Genomic DNA, 20,724 nt, shown 5'->3' on the forward strand with positions numbered 1-20,724 from the left:
GCGACAGCCCGCTACAGCAACAACAACCGCTACAGCGTCGGCACCAGCACCGTCATCAGCTCGCCCGACCCCAGGTGCACCAGCGCCTTGCCCGGCGTCACCTGCGTCGAGACCGCCGAGCGGGGCAGGCTCGCGCCGACGAGGTCGCCGTCGAACCGGTCCTGCGGGCTGAGCAGCGCGCCGCGCCGGCTCTTCTTGACGTCGACCTGCCAGCCGGAGAAGCCGCTGGCCACCTCGGAGGCGTCGCCGCCGAGGATCAGGCCGCGCCGGTTGTCCGCGGCCGTGCGCAGGTACGCGCGCAGCCAGGTCTTGGCGGGGACGTCGGCCACGAGCTCGCCGTCGTCCACGACGAGCACCACGGGCTCGCCGTCGGGGTCGAGGTGCGGCGCCAGCTCCTCCTCGGTGATCTCCGTGCCGGTCAGGACGGCGCGCACGCCCGCCCTGCCCTCGAGGTCGCGCAGGATGCTCGGGCGCGGCGCCAGGATGACCACCTGGGTGCCGCCGCGCAGCAGCGACTCCGTCATCACGGCCAGCATCGTGGACCGCCCCGACTTCGAGGGTCCGCCCACCAGGAACGCGGGCGCGTCCCCGGCGAGGTCCATGCCGAACGCGGTCAGGTCGTCGCCGCCGACGCCGAGCAGCGCCCACATCGGCTGCGCGGCCTCAGGACCGGCGTACTGGTACGCGGCGTCCACCGTGATCGTCGAGGGCAGGTCGTCCACGCGGAACGGGCCGGTGCCGGGCACCACGTCCTCCCGCTCCCGGATCATGGCGGCCATGACGCGGGCCGCGCTGGTCTGGGCGCGACCCGAGGGGTCGTCGCCGAGGATCGCCACCTGCACCTCGAGCCCGCTGCCCGACCGGAACGCACGTCCCGGCTGGATCTCCTCGGGCAGCTTCTTGTGGTCGATGCCCACCATCCCGTAGTCGAACTTGTCGGTGAGCCGCAGCACGAGCGCGTCGTCGGTCAGCACGCTCATCCGGCTGGAGAGCAGGCTGCGGTCGCCGGACACCAGGAGGTGGATGCCGGCGCTCGCGCCGTCGCGCAGGAGCTCCTGGACGGTCTCGACCAGCTTGCCGCTGTCGACCTCGCCGTAGGTGCTCATGAAGCTCTCCCAGCGGTCGATCAGCACGAGCACGCGCGGCAGGCGGGCGCCCGGCTCGGCGAGCTCACGCTGCTCGGTCACGCTGGCGAAGTTGCCGGCCGCGAGAACCTGCTGGCGTCGCCCGAGCTCGGCCTGCAGGCGGGTGAGCAGGCGCTTGGCCCGCTCGGCCTGCCCGCGCTGCACGACGGCGCCGGTGTGCGGCAGCTCGTTGAGCACCGTCAGCGCGCCGTTGCCGCAGTCGATCGCGTACAGGTGCAGGTCGGCCACCGACATCTGGCTGGCCGCGGCGAACGCGCTGGTGCGCAGCACCGTCGACCGGCCGCTGCCCGGCGCGCCCACCACGTACCGGTGCCCGAACTCGTCCAGGTCGATCAGGGCGGGACCCTGCCGCTGGTCGGACGGCGAGTCCTCCAGCGCCCAGGCGAACTGCGACTGCGCGCTGGTCTGCACCAGATCGTCGAACGGCAGCAGGTCCGGCAGCGCGGGCAGCCACGGCCGCCGCGGCTCGTCCCAGCCGCCCACACGCGCCGTCTCGCGCAGCGTCTCGACCAGCGCCGCGAGGTCGGTCTCGACGTCCTCGCTGCGCTTGACCCGGGGGCGGCTGGGCGCCGGGGCCCCGAGGTCGGTCACGGAGATCCGCGCGACGAACGGCGCCTCGACCTGCCCGACGTCGGACAGCGACAGGCGCCGTCCGCCCACGCGGGCCGACTGGAACGGGACCAGCGACGAGTGCCCGAGCCGGGCGTAGGCGCGGCCGGGCTGCGACTTGGCGATCTCCGCGGCCTCGTTCGCGTCGATGACGTCCTTGGACTCGCTCTTGTCCGTCATCCGCAGCGCGATGCGCAGGTTCGTGTTGGCGCGGATCTCCGGGGAGATGACGCCGGACGGGCGCTGCGTGGCGAGGATGAGGTGGATGCCGAGCGAGCGGCCTCGCTGGGCGATGTTGACGAGGCCGGTGACGAAGTCGGGCAGCTCGCGCACCATGGAGGCGAACTCGTCGATGACGATCATCAGGCGCGGCAGCGTGGGGCCGACATACCCGCGGCTCTGCGCGTCGAGGTAGTCCTCCAGGTCCTTCGCGCCCGCGGCGGCCAGCACGTGCTCCCGGAAGGTGAGCTCCGCGCGCAGCGAGTCGAGCGCGCGCTCCACCAGGTGGGTGTCGAGGTCGGTGACCATGCCGACCGTGTGCGGCAGCTGCTCGCACTGGCTGAACGCCGCGCCGCCCTTGTAGTCGACCAGCACGAAGTTCATGGTCTCCGGCGTGTTCACCACGGCGAGCGAGGCGACGACGGTCTGCAGGAACTCGGACTTGCCGGAACCGGTCGTGCCGCCCACCAGGGCGTGCGGCCCGTCGCGCACCATGTCGAGCACGAACGGCCCGTCCAGGGACACACCGACGACGGCCGCCGTGCTCCCCTTGCCGCCGGTCGAGATCATCCGCCACCGCGCCACCATCTGCTCGGCGTCGACCTCCTCGATGTCGAGCACCTCGACCAGGCGCGCCGAGTCGGGGATCAGGCCCTCGCCCTCGCTGGCGGTCACGTCGTGCACCGCGGCGACGGCGCGGGCCACCGGCTCGTACCAGTCGTCGTTCACCTCGTCGACCAGGATGGTGCGCAGGTCATCGGCGTCCTGCCGGCGCAGCGTCATGCCGCCGTCGACGCGGGCGAGCGCCACGACCGTGCACTCCTCCGGCAGCAGCTGCTCGTCGCCGTCCAGGCAGACGACGCTCACGCCGACGCCGGGGCCGTCGCGCAGGATGGACACGACGCCGGGCAGGGCGCGCAGGCGGCGGGCGCCGTCGAGCACCACCACGACCTGCGGGCCGGACATGACCTTGCCGCCGGCCCCCTCCATGGCGGCCCGGCGCTGCGTGATCAGGGAGTTCACCTCGGCGACGCGGGCGGCGAGCGTGTCCGTCGTCGTGCCGATCAGGGCGACGGCGTCCTGGCCGAACGCCGGGCGGGCGTGCGGCAGCCACGCCGCCCAGGCCCAGTCCTGCACGTGCTCGGAGCTGGTCAGCACGTAGACCTGGACGTCACGCGGGCTCTGCAGCACCCCGAGCTGGCCCACCATCCAGCGGGCCCGACGACGCGGCCAGTCCCCGGGACCGGCCAGGCCGACCACGCCGGCCTCCTTGAGCGACACCGTGACCGGGACGGACCGGACGGTCGCGCGGGTCTTGCGGCGGTGCTCCGGCTCGGCGCTGTCCTCGACCTCGACCCGGCTGGTCGCGTCGGCGAGCCCGAGCCGGACCGTCAGGTGGTCGCTGTCCGTGCTGCGGCGCTCCCACAGGCGACGCGTCGGCGTGGTGGCGATCAGCCGCAGCTCGGCGGCGCCCGGGCTGGAGACCCGGCGCCGGTGCTGCTCGCGCCGCACCGCCTCCAGCACCTCCTCCTCCAGCGCCGCCCGCTCCTCGGCGTGCTGCTTGAGGCGCTCCTTGTGCGTGATCGTGCCGTTGCGCTTGGACATCCACCAGTTGCCCCAGCCCATCAGCGGGGAGGCCAGGGCGAACATCAGGTAGAACGGCGACTTGAAGACGATCGCCATCACGACGCCCAGCACCGCGGGCATGGCCATGCCGAGCCACGGCAGCGGGTTCCGGGCGGGAGCCACCGGCTCGCTCGGCAGCCGGAAGTGCGTGGGCGGCATCGGCGGCAGCAGCCGCGGCGGACGGTTGTAGTCCAGGTGCCCCGGCTCGGTGGCGGGCCGCAGGTCGGCGTCGGGCCGCGTGGCGGACTGGACCGTCAGGACGCTCGGACCGATCCGGAGCTGCGTGCCCGCGGGCCACGGCGCGTCGTCCTCGCCCAGCGGGTCCTCGGACCGGTCCAGGTGCACGAGCCGCCCGGCCGAGCGCGGGTCCGGCATCCGCCGCACCCGCACGGCGCCGTCCAGCCCCACGACGACGGCGATGGCGGCCAGCCCGCCCTCGCGCGGCTCGTCGACGCGGACCCGGCCGTCGGGACCCACCTGAAGGATCGACTCGCCGACGCCGAGCCGGGCGACCGCGCCCGTGCCGATGCCGCCCGTGACGCACAGGTCGACGGGGCCGCCCGAACCGCCGGTCCCGATCCCGGGCTCGGCGAACGTGACGACGGCGCCGTCCCGGACGCCGGAGTCGGCGACGAGCAGCTCGGCGCCCGGACCGGTCGCGATCGCGGCACCGTGCACGGAGCGGTCCTGCACCCCGTGGCCCTGGACGGCGCGGCCGTCCACGTACATCGTGCTGCCGCGGGGCGCGCCCACCTCGGCCGCCAGCCGCTCGGCCAGGTCGGCCGCCTTGGTGCGCTCGTCCAGGTCCAGGGACAGGAGCGTCTCGCGTGCGCCGTGGCGCACGGTGATCAGAGCGTGCATGTCATTCGCCTCCCCGCCGCACGGCGGTCTGCTCGTCGAAGCGCACGTCGGGCAGGAACCCGCTGCGCAGCCAGCCGTCGTCGCCCGCGGTGAAGCGCCACTTCGCGGACGGGGCCTGGCCGAGGACGATCACCACCCACGTGAAGTCCGGGCCGGCGAACCGGGCCGCGAGCAGGTCCTGCTGCGCCGCGGACGGCGCCTGCGACAGGACCAGCACGCCGCCGTCGCCCACCTCCAGCTCGGGCAGCACCTGCTCGATCCCCGCCAGGTGCTCCACCTGCTCGGGCCGGGGCAGGCCGTTGCCCACCATGACCACGCGCGGGTCGTTCGACCACGGGTTGCCCGTCAGCTCGCCCAGCCACCGGCGCAGCACCTCGTGCCGCACCCGGGTGGGGCCGTCCAGGCTGATCACGCCGCGGGCCACGGAGAAGTCCACGAGGACCCGGCCCGTCTCCCCCATCCCCAGGTTGACCAGCCGCGAGAACAGGGTGGTCGGGCTCTCCGACGCCGCCCCGGACTGGAGCTTCGCCAGCGGCGCGGACCAGCTCTGCCCGTCCTCGCTCACCTGCCACGGGGCCGGAGCGGGCGAGGCCGGGTTCGTCAGCCGCAGCCGCAGCGAGCTGCCCTCGATGAACACGCCGGTCGTGCCCGGTATCTCCAGGCCGTCGCGCTCGCAGGCCGCCATCAGCACCCGCAACGCCCGGTCGACGGTCCACGCCGCCGAGGTGTCGGTGCGCAGCAGGCTGTCGTCGAACGGCTCGTGCCGCTTGCGCCGGCGCACCAGCCACAGCGGCACCAGCCCCAGGAGCGCGAGGAGCACCAGCCCGCCGACGCTCAGCAGGATCGGGACGACGGGCAGGGAGAAGGCCGCGTCGTCGGCCCCGGCCACGTCGCTGGTCGACGCCGGGGTCGGGGTCGGCTCGAGCGAGGGCGTGGCCGACGGCGAGGGGGACGGCCCCTCGTACCCCGGCAGCGGGCCGAACTTCAGGCCCTTGCCCACGGCGTCCTTCGGCATCCGGAGCACCCAGCCGGGCGTCAGGGTCCGCGGGTCGGTCAGGTACTCGCCGTCGGGCTGCCGGTGCCCCTCGGTCAGCGCGGCGATCTCCGGCCAGCGCTCCCGGTCGCCCAGGAACCGCTCGGCGATGTCGTTGAGCTTCTCGACGTTGTCGTCGGGCGTCGCCTTGACCACGTAGTACAGCACCGAGCCCGGCGGGCCGGTGCGGCTCGGCACGGGCGTCGGCGTGGGGGTCGGGGTGGCCTCCGCCTGCTGCGTCACGCTCGGCTTCGGGTCCGGCGTCTTCGGCGTCGGCGTCGCGGTCGGCGTGGGCTCGGGCTCGCCGTAGACCCGCATCTCCCAGATGGAGTTGCCCGCCGTGCCGACGCGCGCCCCGGAGTACATCCGCACGTAGCGGCCCTCACCAAGGAAGTTGAGCACGTCGTTGCCGCCGTCGCCCGCTTGGATCGAGGCCGCCTCCCAGGTCTCGCCGTCGTTCGACAGCTCGATCCGGTAGTCCGTGGAGTAGGAGACCTCCCAGTCGATCTCGACCCGGTGGATGGTCGTGGACCGCCCCAGGTCGATCCGGAGCCACTGCGGGTCGCTGAACGCGCTCGACCACCGGGTGTTCGGGTTGCCGTCCACGGCCTGGCGCGCGGGGAACTCGGGCTTCTCGAGCGACGACGCGACGGTCGGCTTGCCCTGCGAGACCAGTACCGGGTCCTCCTGCGCCTGCGCCGGGACGACGCCCGTGCCGACGAGCGCGACGAGCAGCGCGGTCACCAGGGTCGGCGCCAGAAAGCGGCGCGCGACCCTTGTCAGTCGTTCACTCACCGGCCCGTCGCACCGCCGTCTGTTCCGTGTAGCGGACGTCGGGCAGGAAGCCGCTGCGCAGCCAGCCGTCGTCGCCGGCGGTGATCCGCCACTTCGCCGACGTCGACTCGCCGAGCACGATGACCACCCAGGCGAAGCGCGGGTCGGCGAACCGGGCGGCCAGCAGGTCCTGCTGCGCCACCGACGGCGCCTGCGACAGCACGAGCACGCCGCCGCCGGTGGCGTCGAGCTCCGGGATCACCTGCTCGATCGCCGCCAGGTGCTCCACCTGCTCCGGCTGCGGCAGGCCGTTGCCGACCATGACCACGCGCGGGTCGTTCGACCACGGGTTGCCCGTCAGCTCGCCCAGCCAGCGGCGCAGCACCTCGTGCCGCGCGCGGGTGGGACCGTCCAGGCTGATGACACCACGGGCGCGGGCGAAGTCGACCAGCACCCGGCCGGTCTCGGCCACGCCGATCGTGACCAGCCGCGAGAACTGCGCGGTCGAGGCCTCGCTGGCGGGTGCCGCCTGCAGCCGCGCCAGGGGCGCCGACCAGCTCTGGCCGTCCTCGTTCGCCACCCACGGCTCGGGCGCCGGGGAGACCGGGCCGGCCAGCCGCAGGCGCATCGCGCCGCCCTCGATGAAGACGCCGGTGATGCCCGGCACCTCGACGCCGTCGCGCTCGCACGACGCGAGCAGCACTCGCAGGGCACGGTCCACCATCCACGACGCCGACGTGTCGGTGCGCAGCAGGCTGTCGTCGAAGGGCTCCGCGCGGCCGGAGCGCGAGCGGCGCACCGCGTAGACCACGAGGAGCACGAGGGCCGCCGCGACCACGGCGAGGCCGATGCCGATCAGGACGGGCTCCAGCCCGGACCCGCCGGTGGACTGCTCGTCCGAGCCGGCCGAGCCGGCCGGGTCGGTCGCCTCGGTCGGGGCGTTCGCCTCCACCGACGGGCTCGCGCCCGGGAGCGGCCCGTTCTGCAGGCCCTCGCCCTTGGCGTCCTCCGGCATCTGGAGCACCCAGCCCACCGTCACGACCGCCGGGTCGGTGAGCTTGCCGCCGTCGGGCTGCGTGCGGCCCTTGTTCAGCTCGAAGATCTCCGTGTACCGCTCGCCGTCGCCCAGGAACCGCTCGGCGATCAGGTGCAGGTACTCCGGCTCGCCCTCCGGCGTCGTCGCGATCACGTAGTAGGGCACGGACGGCGCGGCCGGCGCCTCGGGCGAGGCGCTCGCCTCGCCGGCGCCCTCGGCAGGCCCCGTCGGCAGCACGCCGACCTCGATGCCCTCGCCCTCGGCGTCGTCCGGCAGCTGCAGGACCCAGCCCGGCAGCAGGACGGTCTCGTCGACCAGGGCGTTGCCGTCGGGCTGCGTGCGGCCCTTGTTGAGCTCGAAGATCTCCTTGTACCGGTTGCCGTCGCCGAGGAGTCGCTGGGCGATGTCGAACAGGAACTCCTGCTGGCCCTCCGGCTTGGCCGGCACCACGTAGTACTTGACCTTCTCGCCGGCCTTCGTGTCCGTGGCGAGCTTGTCCGTTGCGAGGTGGTGCGCGGCAGGGCCGGCGTGGACCGCGGCGTGGGCGGCGCCCACGAGAACGGGACCCGTGGTGGCCGCCTGGGCGGCGGCCGCGAGAGGAACCGTGACGGCGGTCGTGAACAGGGCCGCCGCTGCGAGAGCGGCGGCGATACGGGGTGCGTGCTGCACAGTTGCTCCGTCTTCAGATGTGTCGCGCTCCAGGTGAGCCGCGTCAGTCAGGGGTGGTGCGCCGGGTGGTTCAGGCCCGGGTGGTTCAGGCCCGGGTGGTTCAGGCTCGGGTGGTTCAGGCCCGGCGGTTCAGGCCCGGCGGTTCAGGAAGGGCCTCGCAGGTGGCTCGCTCAGGCCGAGCCGGGAACGCTTCGCTCCGGCAGCCTGAGGGGGTTGGTGCCGGGGCCGGCCCAGCGGAAGGTCGTCATCACCGCGTCGAAGAAGAGCACCATGGCCTCGGCCAGGCGCTCGGTGTTCTCGCTGTTCCAGATCGTGGTGAACGACAGGACCAGCCACTCGCCGTCGGCCTCGTCCCGGGAGACCGCGTACAGCACCTGCCGGGTCGACAGCTCCAGGTCCTCGCTCTTGACGCCGTGCTCGGTGTGCACCACGCGGACGCCGGGGCGGCCGTCGATCTCGACCAGCTCGCTCTCCTCGTACCCGTCGCTCAGGATGCTGGTCACGATCCGCGTCGGGTCGGTGCCGACGTCGCTGACCACCTCGATCTCCGCGATCGAACCCGGGACGATCACGCCCTCCATGGGCTCGGTCGGCAGGTAGACCGCGCCGGTGCCGGCGTCGCGCGCCTGGCCCAGGGTCTTGTGCAGCTCGTCGCGCAGCATGCGCCGGAACGGCTCGGCCTTGTCGCGGGGCAGCGAGTCCGGCAGGGCCCGGGCGACGACCTGCTCGACCGCCTCGTCCAGCTCGCGCTGGCGGCCCTCGCCCGTCGGGAACCGGGCCCAGCCGGGCGGCAGGAGCATCACCCAGGCGTCGGTCGGCTTGCCGCCCGACTGGCCGTTCGCGGGGGCCGCACTCGCGGGGGTCTCGCTCGCGGGGTTCTGGCTCACAGGGTTCTCGTTCACGGGGCTCTCGCTCACGGTTCGCTCCGGATGATCTTCACGGCCGACAGCAGGCCGACGAGCGTCTCCAGGATCGTGGGGACGAGCACGAGGTCCTGGCTGCGCCAGATCAGGGCCGTGTCCACCACCGCCTCCGGGTGCTCGGTGCGCCGGCCGACGGCGACCGTCACCCAGGCACCGCCCGCCTCGTCGATGTCCACGCGGGTGACCTGGATGCCGTCGCCGTCGGGCAGCTCGGGGTACTCGATGCTCGGCGGGTTCACCGGGTTGCCGCCGGTCGCGCCGAGCACCGTCATGAGCGCGTCGTCCGACTCGGCCGGGTCCATCACGCCGACGGTGACGAGCACCGGAACGGGGCCGCGGTCCAGCAGGCCGAGGCCCGCGATCGCCCGGGCGCCCTCGGTCGCCGCCTCGTCGGCGAACGCCACCAGGCTCGCGACCGTCTGCGTCAGGGAGCCGCGCACGAGCTCCACGTGCCCGGCGTCGGGCTGCGCCGTCCCGCCGTCCGGGTCCTCCGGCAGGAACGACGTGAGCAGGAGCTCGACGGCCTCCCCCTGCCACGCGCCGACCGTCTCGGCGGGCTCGGTCACCGTGGAGGGCACGACCAGCCAGCCGGCCGGGGCCTCGATGGTCCAGGTCCAGTCCTGGACGCCGACGCCGCTCATGCCGGCCCCCTACGTCTCGTCGCACACAGCGAAGTCGCAAACACTGAATCGGCTCCTGGCTCAGGTGGTGAGGTGGTTGTACTCGTAGTCGGTCTCTCCGGTCCAGTCCCCGCGCCTGTCCTCGCCGGGGAAGCTCGTGGGCGGCACGGCACCCCAGAGACCGCTGATCAGGCCCGACAGCATGGCGCCCGGACCGGCCACGTAGATCCACGGCTTGATCGTGAACTTCGCGCCCCAGAGGCCGAGCAGGCTGAGCTCCTTGAGCCCGCCGAGGCCGAGCGCGCCGCTGAGCGACCAGGACTTGATCGGGGACACGATCGAGGCCCAGCCGGGCAGCTTGTTCGTGATCATGATCGAGATCTTCTGCAGCTGCATCGGCTTGATGATGAAACCGCCCAGGGTGCCGATGAAGGTGCTCGAGCCGCCCTTGCCGGCGAGCACGGCACCCTGTGCCGCCTTGACCGACGCCGTGATCGACTTGGCCACGACCATGCCGACGCCGGCCGCCGCGACGCCGATGACGCCGAGGATGACGCCCATCCAGCTCGCCTCGCCCTGGGCCGCGAGCACGATCGAGGCGACGAGGCTCACGACACCGACGATCAGGCCGGCCAGCGCCAGCGCACCCACCCCGGGCAGGAGGATCGCGAGCACGGCGAGCGCCATGCCGATGTAGCCGAGGATCTCGACCAGCCCCTTGAGGAACTTGTTGAACCCGTGCACGAAGGCTTCCCAGCCGCTGTGCTTGAGCCCGTCGTCGCCCCAGTTCTCCTTGATCTTGGCGGCCGCCCGCTCCGCGGCCGAGTCGAGGGCCGACATCGCGGCGACGGCGATGGCCTTGGCCGCCGCCAGCTCGCCCTTGGCACCCTCGATCTTGTTCGAACGGTTCTGGGACTCCTGCTTCTGCTGCTCGGTGAGCGGCGGCGCGTCGTCCGGTCGGTCCGCGTTCACCGGGTCCGGCATGCCCTCGGCGCCCTTCTGGGCCGCGGCCGCGTCCTCGGCCTTCGCCAGGGCCTTGCCCGTCTCCGAGCGCGCGGTCTCCAGCTCGGGACGATAGCCCTCCAGGGCCGCGCGGACGTCGTCATACCGACCCGCGGCGGCGGCGAGATGCTCGTGGCTCTCTCCGGCGCGGCCCCGCATGGCGTCGGCCGCCTCACCCTTGAGCAGGGTCTCGTCGCCGTCGCCGATCTTCTTGAGGAGCGCCGCCTGCGTGGTCATCATCTCGGCGATCTCTTTGTAGTGCTTGATCACCGCATCCAGACCGGACGCCTCGGCCGGAACAGGGTCGTCGTCGTAGTCCAGCAGATGCCACTCACCCACGCGGGCGGCGCTCATCCGGCCTCCTCATAGTTTGGGCCTGGTCGCGCCGTCCGGCGCCGACCAGGTCTTCGGGTCTGTCGAGCTTCAGGTCCGTCGGGTCAGCCCTCGGGCGTGAGCGACTTCTCCAGCTCGATCTCGGTGTCGTTCCAGGTCTCGGCGGCCTTCTCCATCTTGTCCTGGAGGTCCTTGAGGTTTTCCTGGAGCTTCTCCCGCTTGACCCACCAGCTGTCGACGAAGTCGCCCATGGCGTTCTTCACCGTCCTGTGACCCCAGAGGTCGCCGTCGTCCCAGAGCTCTTTCATGTTCTCGAGCTCGTGGAGCACCGACTTCAGCTGCTCGGCAGCTTCGTCGACGGCGATCGAGGTAACGACGAGGTCGGCCATCCGACGACTACTTGTTCAGCGCGTTGGCGAGTTCCTCGTCGGTCTTGCGGAGTGCCTCGGCGGCCTGCTTGAGGTACTCGCCGATGCCGGTCAGACCCTCCATGACCTGCTTGCCACCCTTGTCGAGCTCCTTGTAGGACTCGTCGAACCGCTTGGAGGACTTGTCCGTCACGTAGCCGTCCTGGACCAGGTTGTCCACCATCGAACGCAGCTGGTCCAGCTTGTGCTGCATGTCGTCCGCCTCCTGCTTCATGCGCTGGGAAGCGTCCTCCATCTGCTGGAAGGTCACATTGATGTTGGCCATGATCGGTCCTCTCGGGTTGCCTCGTGGAAAACAGGGCGATCGTACATGAACCGGACACCCCTGGGGTGAATCTTCGGGTAAACCCTCACGCGGATCCGGGGACCCTCCGTTCGGGCAGGTTCACGGGGTTCGAGCCGGGACCGGTCCAGCGGAACGTGGCCATGACGGCGTCGAAGAACTCGACCAGTGTCTCGGCCAGCCGCTCGGTGTCCCGGCTGCTCCAGCCGGTGCTGAAGGACAGCACCAGCCAGTCACCGACCGCCTCGTCCCGGGAGACGACATACGTCACCTCACGCGAGGAGCTCACCGGCCGACCGCCCTCTCGGTGCACATCGTGCCCGGTCCGCACCACCCGCGCACCCGGACGTCCGTCCAGGTCAACCGCCTCGCACGTGTCGTGGGTCCGGCCCAGCACCTGCTCCGCGACCTCGGCGGGGCTGTGCCCCACCTCGCCGAAGAGCTCGGTCTCGGTGATCGACGCCGGGACGGCGACGCCGGCGATCGGGACGATCGGGAGGTACACGGCGCCGGTGCTGGTGCTGGTGCTGGTGCTGGTGCTGGTGCCGGTACTGCTGGCCGGGTCGGCGCCGGCACCCGCACCGGTGAGCGCCGCGCGGAGCGAGGCCCGGAGCAGCTCCCGGCGTGCCTCGACGTCGGCGTCCGGGCCGCCCGCGAGCGCCGGGTCCGCCGGCAGTGCGCGGGCGACCACCTCGTCGACGGCGGCGTCCAGCTCGGTGCCGCGCCCCTCGCCGAGCGGGAACCGCGCCCACCCCGGGGGCAGCAGGAACGCCCAGGTGTCGGTCGGGGTCGCGTGCTCTCCTGTCGCGGGCCCGGTCATGCCTCGGCCCGGTCGATCCGCACGGCCGGCATGAGCTGGTCGAGGAGCTCCACCATCGCCGCGCCGAGCAGGAGGTCCTGGGTGCGCCAGACCAGCACCGTGTCCACCACGGCGTCGGGGTGCTCGGTGCGCCGCCCCAGCCCCACGCTCATCCAGGCGCCGCCGCTCTCCTCGCCGATGTCGAGGCGGATCACCCGCACCCCGTCGCCCTCGGGCATGTCGGGGTACTCGACGGCGGGCGGTGCCGCCGGGTAGCCGCCCGTCGCTCCCAGCGCGGCCATGAGGTCGTCGTCGGGCGCGGCCGGGTCGCTGATCCCCACGGCGACGAGCACCGGCACCGGCCCGCGCCCCATCACCCCGAGGGCCGCGACGACGCGGTGGTCCCCGGGAGCCATGCCGTCGGCGAATGCCCGGAGGTTCGTCACCGAGACGACGGCCAGCTCGTCGAGGTAGGCACGTGCGTCGTCGTCCAGCTCGACCGGCGTGCCGGACTCGTCGGGTTCGGGCTCGAGCGACTCACGCACGACGGCCGTGGCCCCGCGCTCCCAGGCGGCGAGGTCCTCGGCCGCCCCGGTGATGCCGCCCGGGACCTCGAGCCAGCCCTCGGGCAGGTCCAGCCGCAACTCCCAGGACGCGGCCAGGGCACGTGCGCCGGCCGTGCCGGCAGAGCCGGCCGTGCTGGAAGAGCTGGACGTGCCGGCAGAGCTGGGTGTGCTGGTCTCCGGTGTCGTCATAGGCCCGTCTGCTCCGAGTAGAGGCCGCTGTAGTCGGCGTCGCGCCAGCCGTCGAGGCTCCAGCGCGGGTCGGTCGGGTTGAAGTTCGACGGGTTGATCAGGCTGAACGGCCGCATGGACCAGCCGAACGTGTACGAGATGGGGCCGATGTACATCCACGGCTTGATGGCGAACCCGGTGATCCCGAGCTGGCCGAGGGCCGCGTTGATCTTCTGCACGTCCTTGATGTCGCTGATGCCGATCAGCCGGTCCCAGCGCCACGGACCGCCCTTGACGGCGGCCAGGAAGCGGCTCGAGTCGTTCTTGAACCACGCACCGAACTTGCTGAAGTCGCCCTTGACCCACGCGTTCGGCTTGCCGATCTGCCACCAGCCGGGTGACACGCGAGTGGTCTGGATGAAGTTGCCCCAGTTCGTGAACGGCTTGATCTGGGCCCCGAGCTTGCCGGTCATGAACCGGTCGAACGGGCGCATCGGGTTCTTCGAGTAGATGGCCAGCCGGCTGGCGAGGCTGTTGAGCTCCTTGATCGCTCCCGGCGTGAACTTCACCTTGGAGCCGAGCTGCGCGGCCTGGATGGTCTTGAGCGAGCCGGCCATCTTGGCCGCGACGCCGATCAGACCCAGGCTGAGGATGCCGATGATGACGCTCAGCCAGCTGCCCTCGCCCTGGACCGCCAGGATGAAGCTCGCGGCGACGGAGACCACGGTCGCGATCACGCTCAGCAGCGTGAGCATGCCGAGGCCCGGGATGAGGATGCTGAGCACCGCCAGCGCCATCCCGATGTACATCAGGATCTCGACCAGCTTCTTGAGGAACTTGTTCAGCTTGTGCAGGAACGCTTCCCAGCCGCTGTGGTGCAGGCCGTCGTCGCCCCAGTTCTCCCGGATCTTGTTCGCGGCGGCGGTGGCCGCGGCGTCGAACTTGACCATGGCCGCGCGTGCCTTGGCCTTGGCCGCCTCCAGGTCGCCCTTGGCCTCGTTGATCTTGCCGCTGCGGCTCTCGGACTCCTGCTTCTCCTTGTCGGTGAGCGGCGGGGCGTCGTCCGGCCGGTCGGCGTTCACCGGGTCGGGCAGGCCCTCGGCACCCTTCTGTGCGGCGGCCGCGTCCTGGGCCGCCGTCAGTGCCAGGCCCGTCTCCGAGCGTGCGTACTCCAGCTCCGGCCGGAAGGTACGCAGCGCGTCCCGGATGTCGTCGTACCGGCCGGACGCCTTGTTCAGCGCGTCGGCGCTCTCCCGGGAGCGCTTGCGCATGGCGTCGGCGGCCTTGCCCTTGAGCAGGGTCTCGTCGCCGTCGCCGATCTTCTTGAGCAGCTTGGCCTGCGTCGACATCGCCTGCGCGATGTCCTCGTAGTGCTTGATCACCGGGTCCAACCCGGCCACGTCGGCCGGGACGGGGTCGGAGTCGTAGTCGAGCAGGTGCCATTCCCCGGCCCGGGTGTCGCCCATCCTCGTCGTCCTCCTGCTGCTCGTGAACTACTGCTCGTGACCTACTGCTCGTCGAACGACGCCGCGAGCTCGATCTCCAGGTTGTTCCACTGCTCCGCGGCCTGCGCCATCTTCTTCTGCAGGTCCGAGAGGTTGGTGGTCAGCTTCTCCCGCTTGACCCACCAGTCCTCGACGAAGTCGTCCATGGCCTTCTTGACCGTGTCGTGGCCCCAGACGGTGCCGTCCTCCCACAGCTTTCCCATGTTCTTGAACTCGTCGATGATCGCCGCCAGCTGCTCGGCGGCCTCGTCGACGGCGACCGACGTGACTACGAGGTCGGCCACGGGACTACTTGTTCAGGGCGTTCGCGAGCTCTTCGTCGGTCTTGCGGAGTGCCTCGGCGGCCTGCTTGAGGTACTCGCCGATGCCGGTCAGACCCTCCATGACCTGCTTGCCACCCTTGTCGAGCTCCTTGTAGGACTCGTCGAACCGCTTGGAGGACTTGTCCGTCACGTAGCCGTCCTGGACCAGGTTGTCGACCATGGAGCGCAGCTGGTCCAGCTTCGCCTGCATGTCGTCCGCCTCCTGCTTCATGCGCTGGGAAGCGTCCTCCATCTGCTGGAAGGTCACATTGATGTTGGCCATGACAGAACCCCTCGTGCGTTGGTCGTTCTCGGACGGACTCACGTACGCGGTAATCGTCATCAACCGGACTAACCGGACGGCGACGCGCGCGTGAACAGCCGGGGAACGGCACACGGCATGGCGACGACGGGCCCGGGGATCACCCCGGACCCGTCGTCGGTCGCGCAAAAAGTGGCCTCTACCTGCGCGTTTGCATGGATCTCGGCCGACGGCCGGTCGGCAGAGGCCCGGTCGGTGGCGCTCAGCAGTGCGCTCAGCAGTGAACGAGGAACGGCCGGTCCTTGAACCGCCGGTCGAGGAAGGCGATGACGCCGGGCGCCCCGGTCACCATCGTCGAGACGTGCTCGCCGAGGTGCCACTCCCACTGGACCTCCGCGCCGGCGGCGCAGTACTCGTCCCGCAGCGTCCGGGCCTGGCCCGGCGCGACGATCTCGTCGAGCGTCCCGTGGAAGAGGCGGATCGGGACGTCGGGCGGGTTGGCCCCGAGCCGGTTCTCGTCGAGGCGCGCCCGCCACTGCGGCGACTGCAGCGGGTCGGTCGACGTGAACATCCCGATGTTCTGGAACGCGTGGGCGATCGTCGCCTCGACACAGGCGTCCTGCTCGCGCTCGTACGTCTCGCGGCCACGCTCGTTGAGGTACGACCCGAGATCGAGCTCGGGGTAGGCGGCGTCGAGCCCGTAGGCCGCGAACAGGAGGAACCCGAACCCGACCTGCCCGTCGAGCCCCTCCGCGACCTCGCCGAGGTCGGCGGGCACGCCGCCCGCCGCGACGCCGACCAGGTCGAGCTCCGGCGCGTACTCCGGCTGCAGCTCGCCCGCCCACATCGCTCCCCCGCCGCCCTGCGAGTACCCGGAGAACGCGACCTTGCCGCCGGCCTGCAGGCCGGTGGCCGGCAGGTTCGTGGCGGCGCGCACCACGTCGATGACGGTGCGCCCCTCCGACTGCCCGACGACGTAGGTGTGCCCGCCCGGTGTGCCGAGCCCCTCGTAGTCGGTCACGGCGACCGCCCAGCCCGCCAACAGCATCGGCTCGATGAACGGCCGCTCGTAGTCGAGCCAGCGCGACGGCGCGCACGTGTCGCCGACGCCGCGCGTCCCGCTCGCCACGGACACGATCGGCCGCGGCCCCTCGCCCCGCCAGGGCGTGGTGGGCACCAGCACCCGGCCGGTCACCGGGATGTCCTGGCCGGTGGCGTTGGTCGAGTGGTACATCACCAGGTAGTTGCGGGCGCTGAGCTGCCGGGGCTCCTCGCGCCACCGGACCACCTCGCCGTCCGCGCCGTCGGGCAGGGGCGTCGGCGGGGTGTAGAAGTCGTCGAGCGGGACTGCCTGGTTCGGCACGACGGGCACGTCGGGCACGTCGGACGCCGAGCTGGACGGGTCGGGCGCGGCGGACGGGGCGGACGGATCGGAGAGGTCGGACGCCGCCGCGGCCGGGACGGCGACCGCAGGCAGCGCCAGCACGGTCAGGGCCGCGACGACAGCGGTCCAGCGCAGCTGGACGGACCTGCGGCCAGGCTTGGAAACAGGCTTGGAACCAGGCTCGGGTACAGGCTTCGGCACGGCAGACGACAGGTGCGAGGCGTGCGGACGGTTGACGAGCGGCATCGGATCTCCTCGGTGAGGTCCTCGGACGCTCGGCATTGAGCGCCCGCGCCCGCGAGCGGGCCACTACTGACTCTAACCGCAATAGTGTGGAGACAACAGCATCCGGACAGAAGTGTCCGCCCGGCCCGCGACCGCGACCGCGACCGCGACCGGGACCGGGACCGGGACCGGCCTAGCTCTTGGCGACCGCGGGGGCCGGCGACGCGGCCGTCTCGGCACGCTCCACCAGGCCGACGAGCAGCGCGGCGAACGGCACCAGCACCAGGTTGCCGAGCAGCATGGTGCGCAGGAACGGCACCCCCGCCACGTAGCTCGCCAGCAGCCCGTCCAGGGTCGACGGGTACAGCCCGTCCAGCAGCCACACGCCAAAATTGGTCCAGGCGAAGAACCACAGCGAGCCGCCCACGCCCACGCCGAGCGCGGCCGCGTACCGACCGGGTCCGCGCAGGTGCCGCGCGAGGATCGCGCCGGCGCCCACCACGGCCCACGCCGACCAGGTGAACCACATGATCTGCGTGTTGCCGAGCACCGCGTCGCTCACCGCGACCACGGCGAACGGGACCACGGCCGCCCAGCGGTTGCGCAGCAGGAGCACGGCGAGGAAGGTCGCCGCGGTGGCGATCTCCAGGTTCGGGGGCGCACCGAGCCCGGGCGCGACGAGCCGCCACACCACCGCGGCGGCCAGCGCCAGCACCACGGTCGCGGGCCGCCACCAGCGGTGGGCCAGCTCCCGGACGGTCAGGTCACGACGCACGGGGTCACGACGAACGGGGTCACGACGCACGGGGTCACGCCCCGGCACATCGCGGTCCGGCTCGTCGCGCCCGTCCGACGACGGCGTCAGTACGTCTCGAGGGTCCACGTGATCTCCTGACCGTCCTCGGTCTCGAGCGCTCCGGCGCCGACCTGCGCGAGCTCACCGTCCACGGCGAGCGACCAGAACTCGTTCTTCGAGTCGTCGGCGACCCGGCCGCCGATCGCGGTGACGAACGCGTTGGCGCCCTCCCCCGTGACCTCGGCCGACGGGTCCGCCTCCAGCAGCAGCTCCAGGGCGGTCGCACCGGTACGGCCGCCGTAGCTCAGGCTCTCGACCTCGCCCGACGCGTCGGTCGACAGCGAGGCCTCCGCGGACGGCGACGCCTCGGCGGCCGACTGCTGGCCCAGCGTCGCCGAGACCATCGGCTCCGGCTCCGCCGTCGTACCGGCGCAGGCCGCGAGCAGGCCGGCGACGAGAAGGGCGGCCGCCGCCGAGGCGACGGTCCGGAGGGGATGGCGGGAAGTCGTGTTCACGCCGGCCAGTCTAGGTCGGCATGCATACGACGGCGCCGCCGTCTCAGGCGTCGATCTCAGGCGTCGATCCGCGACCGGTCGAGCTCGGCGGCCCCCGCGATGAGGAACTCCTTGCGGGGCGCCACGTCGGTGCCCATGAGCAGCTCGAAGGCCCGCTCGGCCGCCTCGGCGTGCTCCGCGGTCACCCGGCGCAGCGTGCGGTGGCGCGGGTCCATCGTGGTCTCCGCAAGCTGGTCGGCATCCATCTCGCCCAGACCCTTGTACCGCTGGATGTCCGGCTTGTAGCGCCGGCCCGCCCGGTCGAGCTTCTTCAGCGTGACGCCCAGCTCGGCCTCGGAGTACGTGTAGATGTACTCGTTCTTGCGCCGGCCGTTGCCGATCACCTCGACCCGGTGCAGCGGGGGCACCGCCGCGAACACGCGGCCGGCCTCAACCATCGGCTTCATGTAGCGGTAGAAGAGGGTCAGCAGGAGGGTGCGGATGTGCGCGCCGTCCACGTCGGCGTCGGTCATCATGATGATCTTGCCGTAGCGCGCGGCCTCGATGTCGAAGGACCGGCCGGAGCCCGCACCGAGCACCTGGATGATGGCCGCGCACTCCGCGTTGCGGAGCATGTCGCTGATCGACGCCTTCTGGACGTTCAGGATCTTGCCGCGGATCGGCAGCAGCGCCTGGAAGTCGCTGGACCGGGCCAGCTTGGCGGTGCCGAGCGCGCTGTCGCCCTCGACGATGAACAGCTCGGAGCGGTCCACGTCGTTCGAGCGGCAGTCCGCCAGCTTGGCCGGCAGCGACGAGGTCTCCAGCGCGTTCTTGCGGCGCGAGATCTCCTTCTGCTTGCGCGCCGTGATGCGGGCGCGCATCTCGGCGACGATCTTGTCCAGGAGCAGCGAGGCCTGCGTCTTCCCGTCGCGCGTGGTGGCGGTCAGGCGGGCCTGGATCTCCTTCTCGACCACGCGGGAGACGATCTGGCGCACCGGGCCGGTGCCCAGCACCTCCTTGGTCTGCCCCTCGAACTGCGGCTCGGCGAGACGCACCGTGACCACGGCCGTGAGGCCCGCGAGCACGTCGTCCTTCTCGATGCGCTCCGCGCCGTCCTTGGTGGAGACCTTCAGCTTGCGGGCGTTGGTCTCCACGCCCTTGCGGATGACCTTGAGCAGGCCCTGCTCGAAGCCCGTCAGGTGCGTGCCGCCCTTGGGGGTCGAGATGATGTTGACGAACGAGCGCACCTCGGTGTCGTAGCCCGTGCCCCAGCGCAGCGCGATGTCGACCTCGCACTCGCGCTGCACCTCGCGCGGCGACATGTGGCCGCGCTCGTCCAGCACCGGCACCGTCTCGGTGAAGTTGCCCGAGCCCTGCAGCACCCACGTCGCCGTGACGGGCGTGTCGGGGGCGAGGAACTCGACGAAGTCGGCCGCGCCGCCGGTGTGCTGGAAGGACTCCTCGTGCGGGCCGTGCTCGCCCGGCGTGCCGGGCAGGCCGCGCTCGTCCCGCACCACGATCTCGAGGCCCGGCACCAGGAACGTGGTCTGCCGGACGCGGGTGACCAGCTCGTCGTAGCTGAACACCGCGGACTTGGGGAAGATCTGCCGGTCGGCCCAGTAGCGCACGCGCGTGCCGGTGCGGCCGCGCGGCACCTTGCCGACGATGCCCAGCTCGGAGTGGTCCACGAAGGGGTGGAACGTCGCGTCCGGGCTCGGACCCGAGGCCGGGTCGGAGAACGTGCCCGGCTCGCCCCGGTGGAAGGTCATGCGGTGCGTCTTGCCGCCGCGGTCCACCTCGACGTCCAGCCGCGAGGACAGGGCGTTCACCACGGAGGCGCCGACGCCGTGCAGACCACCGGACGCCTGGTAGGAGCCGCCGCCGAACTTACCGCCCGCGTGCAGCTTGGTGTAGACCACCTCGACGCCGCTCAGGCCCGTCTTGGGCTCGATGTCGACGGGGATGCCGCGCCCGTCGTCCGAGACGGTCACCGAGGTGTCGGCGTGCAGCACGACGCCGATCTTCGTGGCGTGGCCGCCGAGGGCCTCGTCGACGGAGTTGTCGATGACTTCCCAGAGGCAGTGCATCAGGCCACGGGAGTCGGTGGTCCCGATGTACATACCGGGACGCTTTCGAACCGCCTCGAGGCCCTCGAGGACGGACAGGTGGCGAGCGGTGTACGACTCGGACGTTGCGGTCACGGCGACAGCGTAGACGAGGTCACCGACAACCCACGTCAGGCGCCCCGCGACGCGACCCGAACGCCCTGCGAACCGCTGTGTGACGCCAGTTTTCACCCCATGACGGAAATTACCCTTTCAGCGCAATTGGGGGCGGAAGGGCACCAGAAGTGTGAGCGACGCCGCTATGCTCGCAGCGAACCGCCCACCCGGGCCGGCATGAACCGCGCGAGCGAATGGTTGGATGGAGATGTGACGACCTTGACGACCGAACCGCTCACCGCCCTCGACCGCTGCGACCGCTGCGGCGCGCAGGCCTACGTGCGCGTCGTTCTGCCCGTTGGCGAGCTGCTCTTCTGCGGCCACCACGCGCGCGCACACGCGTCCGCCTACGCGGACGTCGCCACCCATGTCCAGGACGAGACCGACCGGCTCCACGCGGAGCACGGCCAGGCCTGACACCCAGGCTGGACGACCACCGG

The 20,724-nt window shown here is 71.9% G+C and carries 18 protein-coding genes; 1 reads left to right on the top strand and 17 read right to left on the bottom strand.

Annotation, left to right across the window (positions count from 1 at the left end):
* Nucleotides 1-29: 29 nt before the first annotated feature.
* From ACIPN7_RS13140 to ACIPN7_RS13220, 17 genes are all read right to left on the bottom strand, one after another.
* Nucleotides 30-4,460 (bottom strand): FtsK/SpoIIIE domain-containing protein, encoded by a 4,431-nt coding sequence (locus ACIPN7_RS13140; RefSeq protein ID WP_400542432.1) that lies wholly within the window; start codon nucleotides 4,458-4,460, stop codon nucleotides 30-32.
* A 1-nt stretch (nucleotide 4,461) separates the two neighbouring features.
* On the bottom strand, nucleotides 4,462-6,288 hold the full coding sequence (locus ACIPN7_RS13145) for a discoidin domain-containing protein (RefSeq protein ID WP_400542435.1): 1,827 nt from the start codon (nucleotides 6,286-6,288) through the stop codon (nucleotides 4,462-4,464).
* On the bottom strand, nucleotides 6,281-7,972 hold the full coding sequence (locus ACIPN7_RS13150; RefSeq protein WP_400542438.1) for a LysM peptidoglycan-binding domain-containing protein: 1,692 nt from the start codon (nucleotides 7,970-7,972) through the stop codon (nucleotides 6,281-6,283). The genes ACIPN7_RS13145 and ACIPN7_RS13150 overlap by 8 nt, the downstream gene beginning before the upstream one ends.
* A gap of 170 nt (nucleotides 7,973-8,142) precedes the next feature.
* Complete coding sequence (locus tag ACIPN7_RS13155) at nucleotides 8,143-8,889, bottom strand: hypothetical protein (protein ID WP_400542441.1); 747 nt, start codon at nucleotides 8,887-8,889, stop codon at nucleotides 8,143-8,145.
* On the bottom strand, nucleotides 8,886-9,536 hold the full coding sequence (locus tag ACIPN7_RS13160; protein ID WP_400542444.1) for a hypothetical protein: 651 nt from the start codon (nucleotides 9,534-9,536) through the stop codon (nucleotides 8,886-8,888). Before ACIPN7_RS13160 ends, ACIPN7_RS13155 begins: the two co-directional genes overlap by 4 nt.
* Before the next feature lie 60 nt (nucleotides 9,537-9,596).
* Nucleotides 9,597-10,871 carry a hypothetical protein gene (locus tag ACIPN7_RS13165; RefSeq protein WP_400542446.1) on the bottom strand — a complete coding sequence of 425 codons (1,275 nt, stop codon included), beginning with the start codon at nucleotides 10,869-10,871 and terminating at the stop codon, nucleotides 9,597-9,599.
* An 83-nt stretch (nucleotides 10,872-10,954) separates the two neighbouring features.
* Nucleotides 10,955-11,239 (bottom strand): hypothetical protein, encoded by a 285-nt coding sequence (locus ACIPN7_RS13170; protein WP_285101276.1) that lies wholly within the window; start codon nucleotides 11,237-11,239, stop codon nucleotides 10,955-10,957.
* A 7-nt stretch (nucleotides 11,240-11,246) separates the two neighbouring features.
* Complete coding sequence (locus ACIPN7_RS13175; protein WP_182617598.1) at nucleotides 11,247-11,543, bottom strand: WXG100 family type VII secretion target; 297 nt, start codon at nucleotides 11,541-11,543, stop codon at nucleotides 11,247-11,249.
* An 85-nt stretch (nucleotides 11,544-11,628) separates the two neighbouring features.
* A complete protein-coding gene (locus ACIPN7_RS13180; RefSeq protein ID WP_400542450.1) occupies nucleotides 11,629-12,381 on the bottom strand; it encodes a hypothetical protein in 753 nt (250 codons plus the stop codon).
* On the bottom strand, nucleotides 12,378-13,115 hold the full coding sequence (locus ACIPN7_RS13185; RefSeq protein WP_400542453.1) for a hypothetical protein: 738 nt from the start codon (nucleotides 13,113-13,115) through the stop codon (nucleotides 12,378-12,380). The genes ACIPN7_RS13180 and ACIPN7_RS13185 overlap by 4 nt, the downstream gene beginning before the upstream one ends.
* Nucleotides 13,112-14,560 carry a hypothetical protein gene (locus tag ACIPN7_RS13190; RefSeq protein WP_400542456.1) on the bottom strand — a complete coding sequence of 483 codons (1,449 nt, stop codon included), beginning with the start codon at nucleotides 14,558-14,560 and terminating at the stop codon, nucleotides 13,112-13,114. The genes ACIPN7_RS13185 and ACIPN7_RS13190 overlap by 4 nt, the downstream gene beginning before the upstream one ends.
* A gap of 41 nt (nucleotides 14,561-14,601) precedes the next feature.
* A complete protein-coding gene (locus ACIPN7_RS13195; protein ID WP_377229172.1) occupies nucleotides 14,602-14,883 on the bottom strand; it encodes a hypothetical protein in 282 nt (93 codons plus the stop codon).
* A gap of 4 nt (nucleotides 14,884-14,887) precedes the next feature.
* The gene (locus tag ACIPN7_RS13200; RefSeq protein WP_400542459.1) at nucleotides 14,888-15,184 is read right to left on the bottom strand and encodes a WXG100 family type VII secretion target; all 297 of its coding nucleotides are present in this window, start codon (nucleotides 15,182-15,184) and stop codon (nucleotides 14,888-14,890) included.
* 253 nt (nucleotides 15,185-15,437) lie between these two features.
* On the bottom strand, nucleotides 15,438-16,793 hold the full coding sequence (locus ACIPN7_RS13205) for a lipase family protein (protein ID WP_400542462.1): 1,356 nt from the start codon (nucleotides 16,791-16,793) through the stop codon (nucleotides 15,438-15,440).
* Nucleotides 16,794-16,965: 172 nt separating this feature from the next.
* A complete protein-coding gene (locus tag ACIPN7_RS13210; protein WP_400542465.1) occupies nucleotides 16,966-17,655 on the bottom strand; it encodes a DUF6580 family putative transport protein in 690 nt (229 codons plus the stop codon).
* Entirely contained in the window at nucleotides 17,634-18,083 is a 450-nt protein-coding gene (locus ACIPN7_RS13215) for a DUF4430 domain-containing protein (protein ID WP_400542468.1), read from the bottom strand. The genes ACIPN7_RS13210 and ACIPN7_RS13215 overlap by 22 nt, the downstream gene beginning before the upstream one ends.
* Before the next feature lie 56 nt (nucleotides 18,084-18,139).
* Nucleotides 18,140-20,263 (bottom strand): type IIA DNA topoisomerase subunit B, encoded by a 2,124-nt coding sequence (locus ACIPN7_RS13220; RefSeq protein ID WP_400542471.1) that lies wholly within the window; start codon nucleotides 20,261-20,263, stop codon nucleotides 18,140-18,142.
* A 231-nt stretch (nucleotides 20,264-20,494) separates the two neighbouring features.
* Here ACIPN7_RS13220 and ACIPN7_RS13225 point away from each other — a divergent pair, with 231 nt between their 5' ends.
* Nucleotides 20,495-20,701, top strand: a complete 207-nt coding sequence (locus ACIPN7_RS13225; RefSeq protein WP_020014335.1) for a hypothetical protein — start codon at nucleotides 20,495-20,497, stop codon at nucleotides 20,699-20,701.
* Nucleotides 20,702-20,724: the final 23 nt, after the last annotated feature.

Source organism: Promicromonospora sp. NPDC090134 (assembly GCF_044746965.1).
GTDB lineage: Bacteria > Actinomycetota > Actinomycetes > Actinomycetales > Cellulomonadaceae > Promicromonospora.

Bases quoted from the DNA above. Each gene is read 5' to 3' on its own strand.
- ACIPN7_RS13175 (WP_182617598.1), bottom strand. From the start codon at position 11,543: ATGGCCAACATCAATGTGACCTTCCAGCAGATGGAGGACGCTTCCCAG.
- ACIPN7_RS13190 (WP_400542456.1), bottom strand. From the start codon at position 14,560: ATGGGCGACACCCGGGCCGGGGAATGGCACCTGCTCGACTACGACTCC.
- ACIPN7_RS13180 (WP_400542450.1), bottom strand. From the start codon at position 12,381: ATGACCGGGCCCGCGACAGGAGAGCACGCGACCCCGACCGACACCTGG.
- ACIPN7_RS13160 (WP_400542444.1), bottom strand. From the start codon at position 9,536: ATGAGCGGCGTCGGCGTCCAGGACTGGACCTGGACCATCGAGGCCCCG.
- ACIPN7_RS13185 (WP_400542453.1), bottom strand. From the start codon at position 13,115: ATGACGACACCGGAGACCAGCACACCCAGCTCTGCCGGCACGTCCAGC.
- ACIPN7_RS13200 (WP_400542459.1), bottom strand. From the start codon at position 15,184: ATGGCCAACATCAATGTGACCTTCCAGCAGATGGAGGACGCTTCCCAG.
- ACIPN7_RS13165 (WP_400542446.1), bottom strand. From the start codon at position 10,871: ATGAGCGCCGCCCGCGTGGGTGAGTGGCATCTGCTGGACTACGACGAC.
- ACIPN7_RS13170 (WP_285101276.1), bottom strand. From the start codon at position 11,239: ATGGCCGACCTCGTCGTTACCTCGATCGCCGTCGACGAAGCTGCCGAG.
- ACIPN7_RS13205 (WP_400542462.1), bottom strand. From the start codon at position 16,793: ATGCCGCTCGTCAACCGTCCGCACGCCTCGCACCTGTCGTCTGCCGTG.
- ACIPN7_RS13140 (WP_400542432.1), bottom strand. From the start codon at position 4,460: ATGCACGCTCTGATCACCGTGCGCCACGGCGCACGCGAGACGCTCCTG.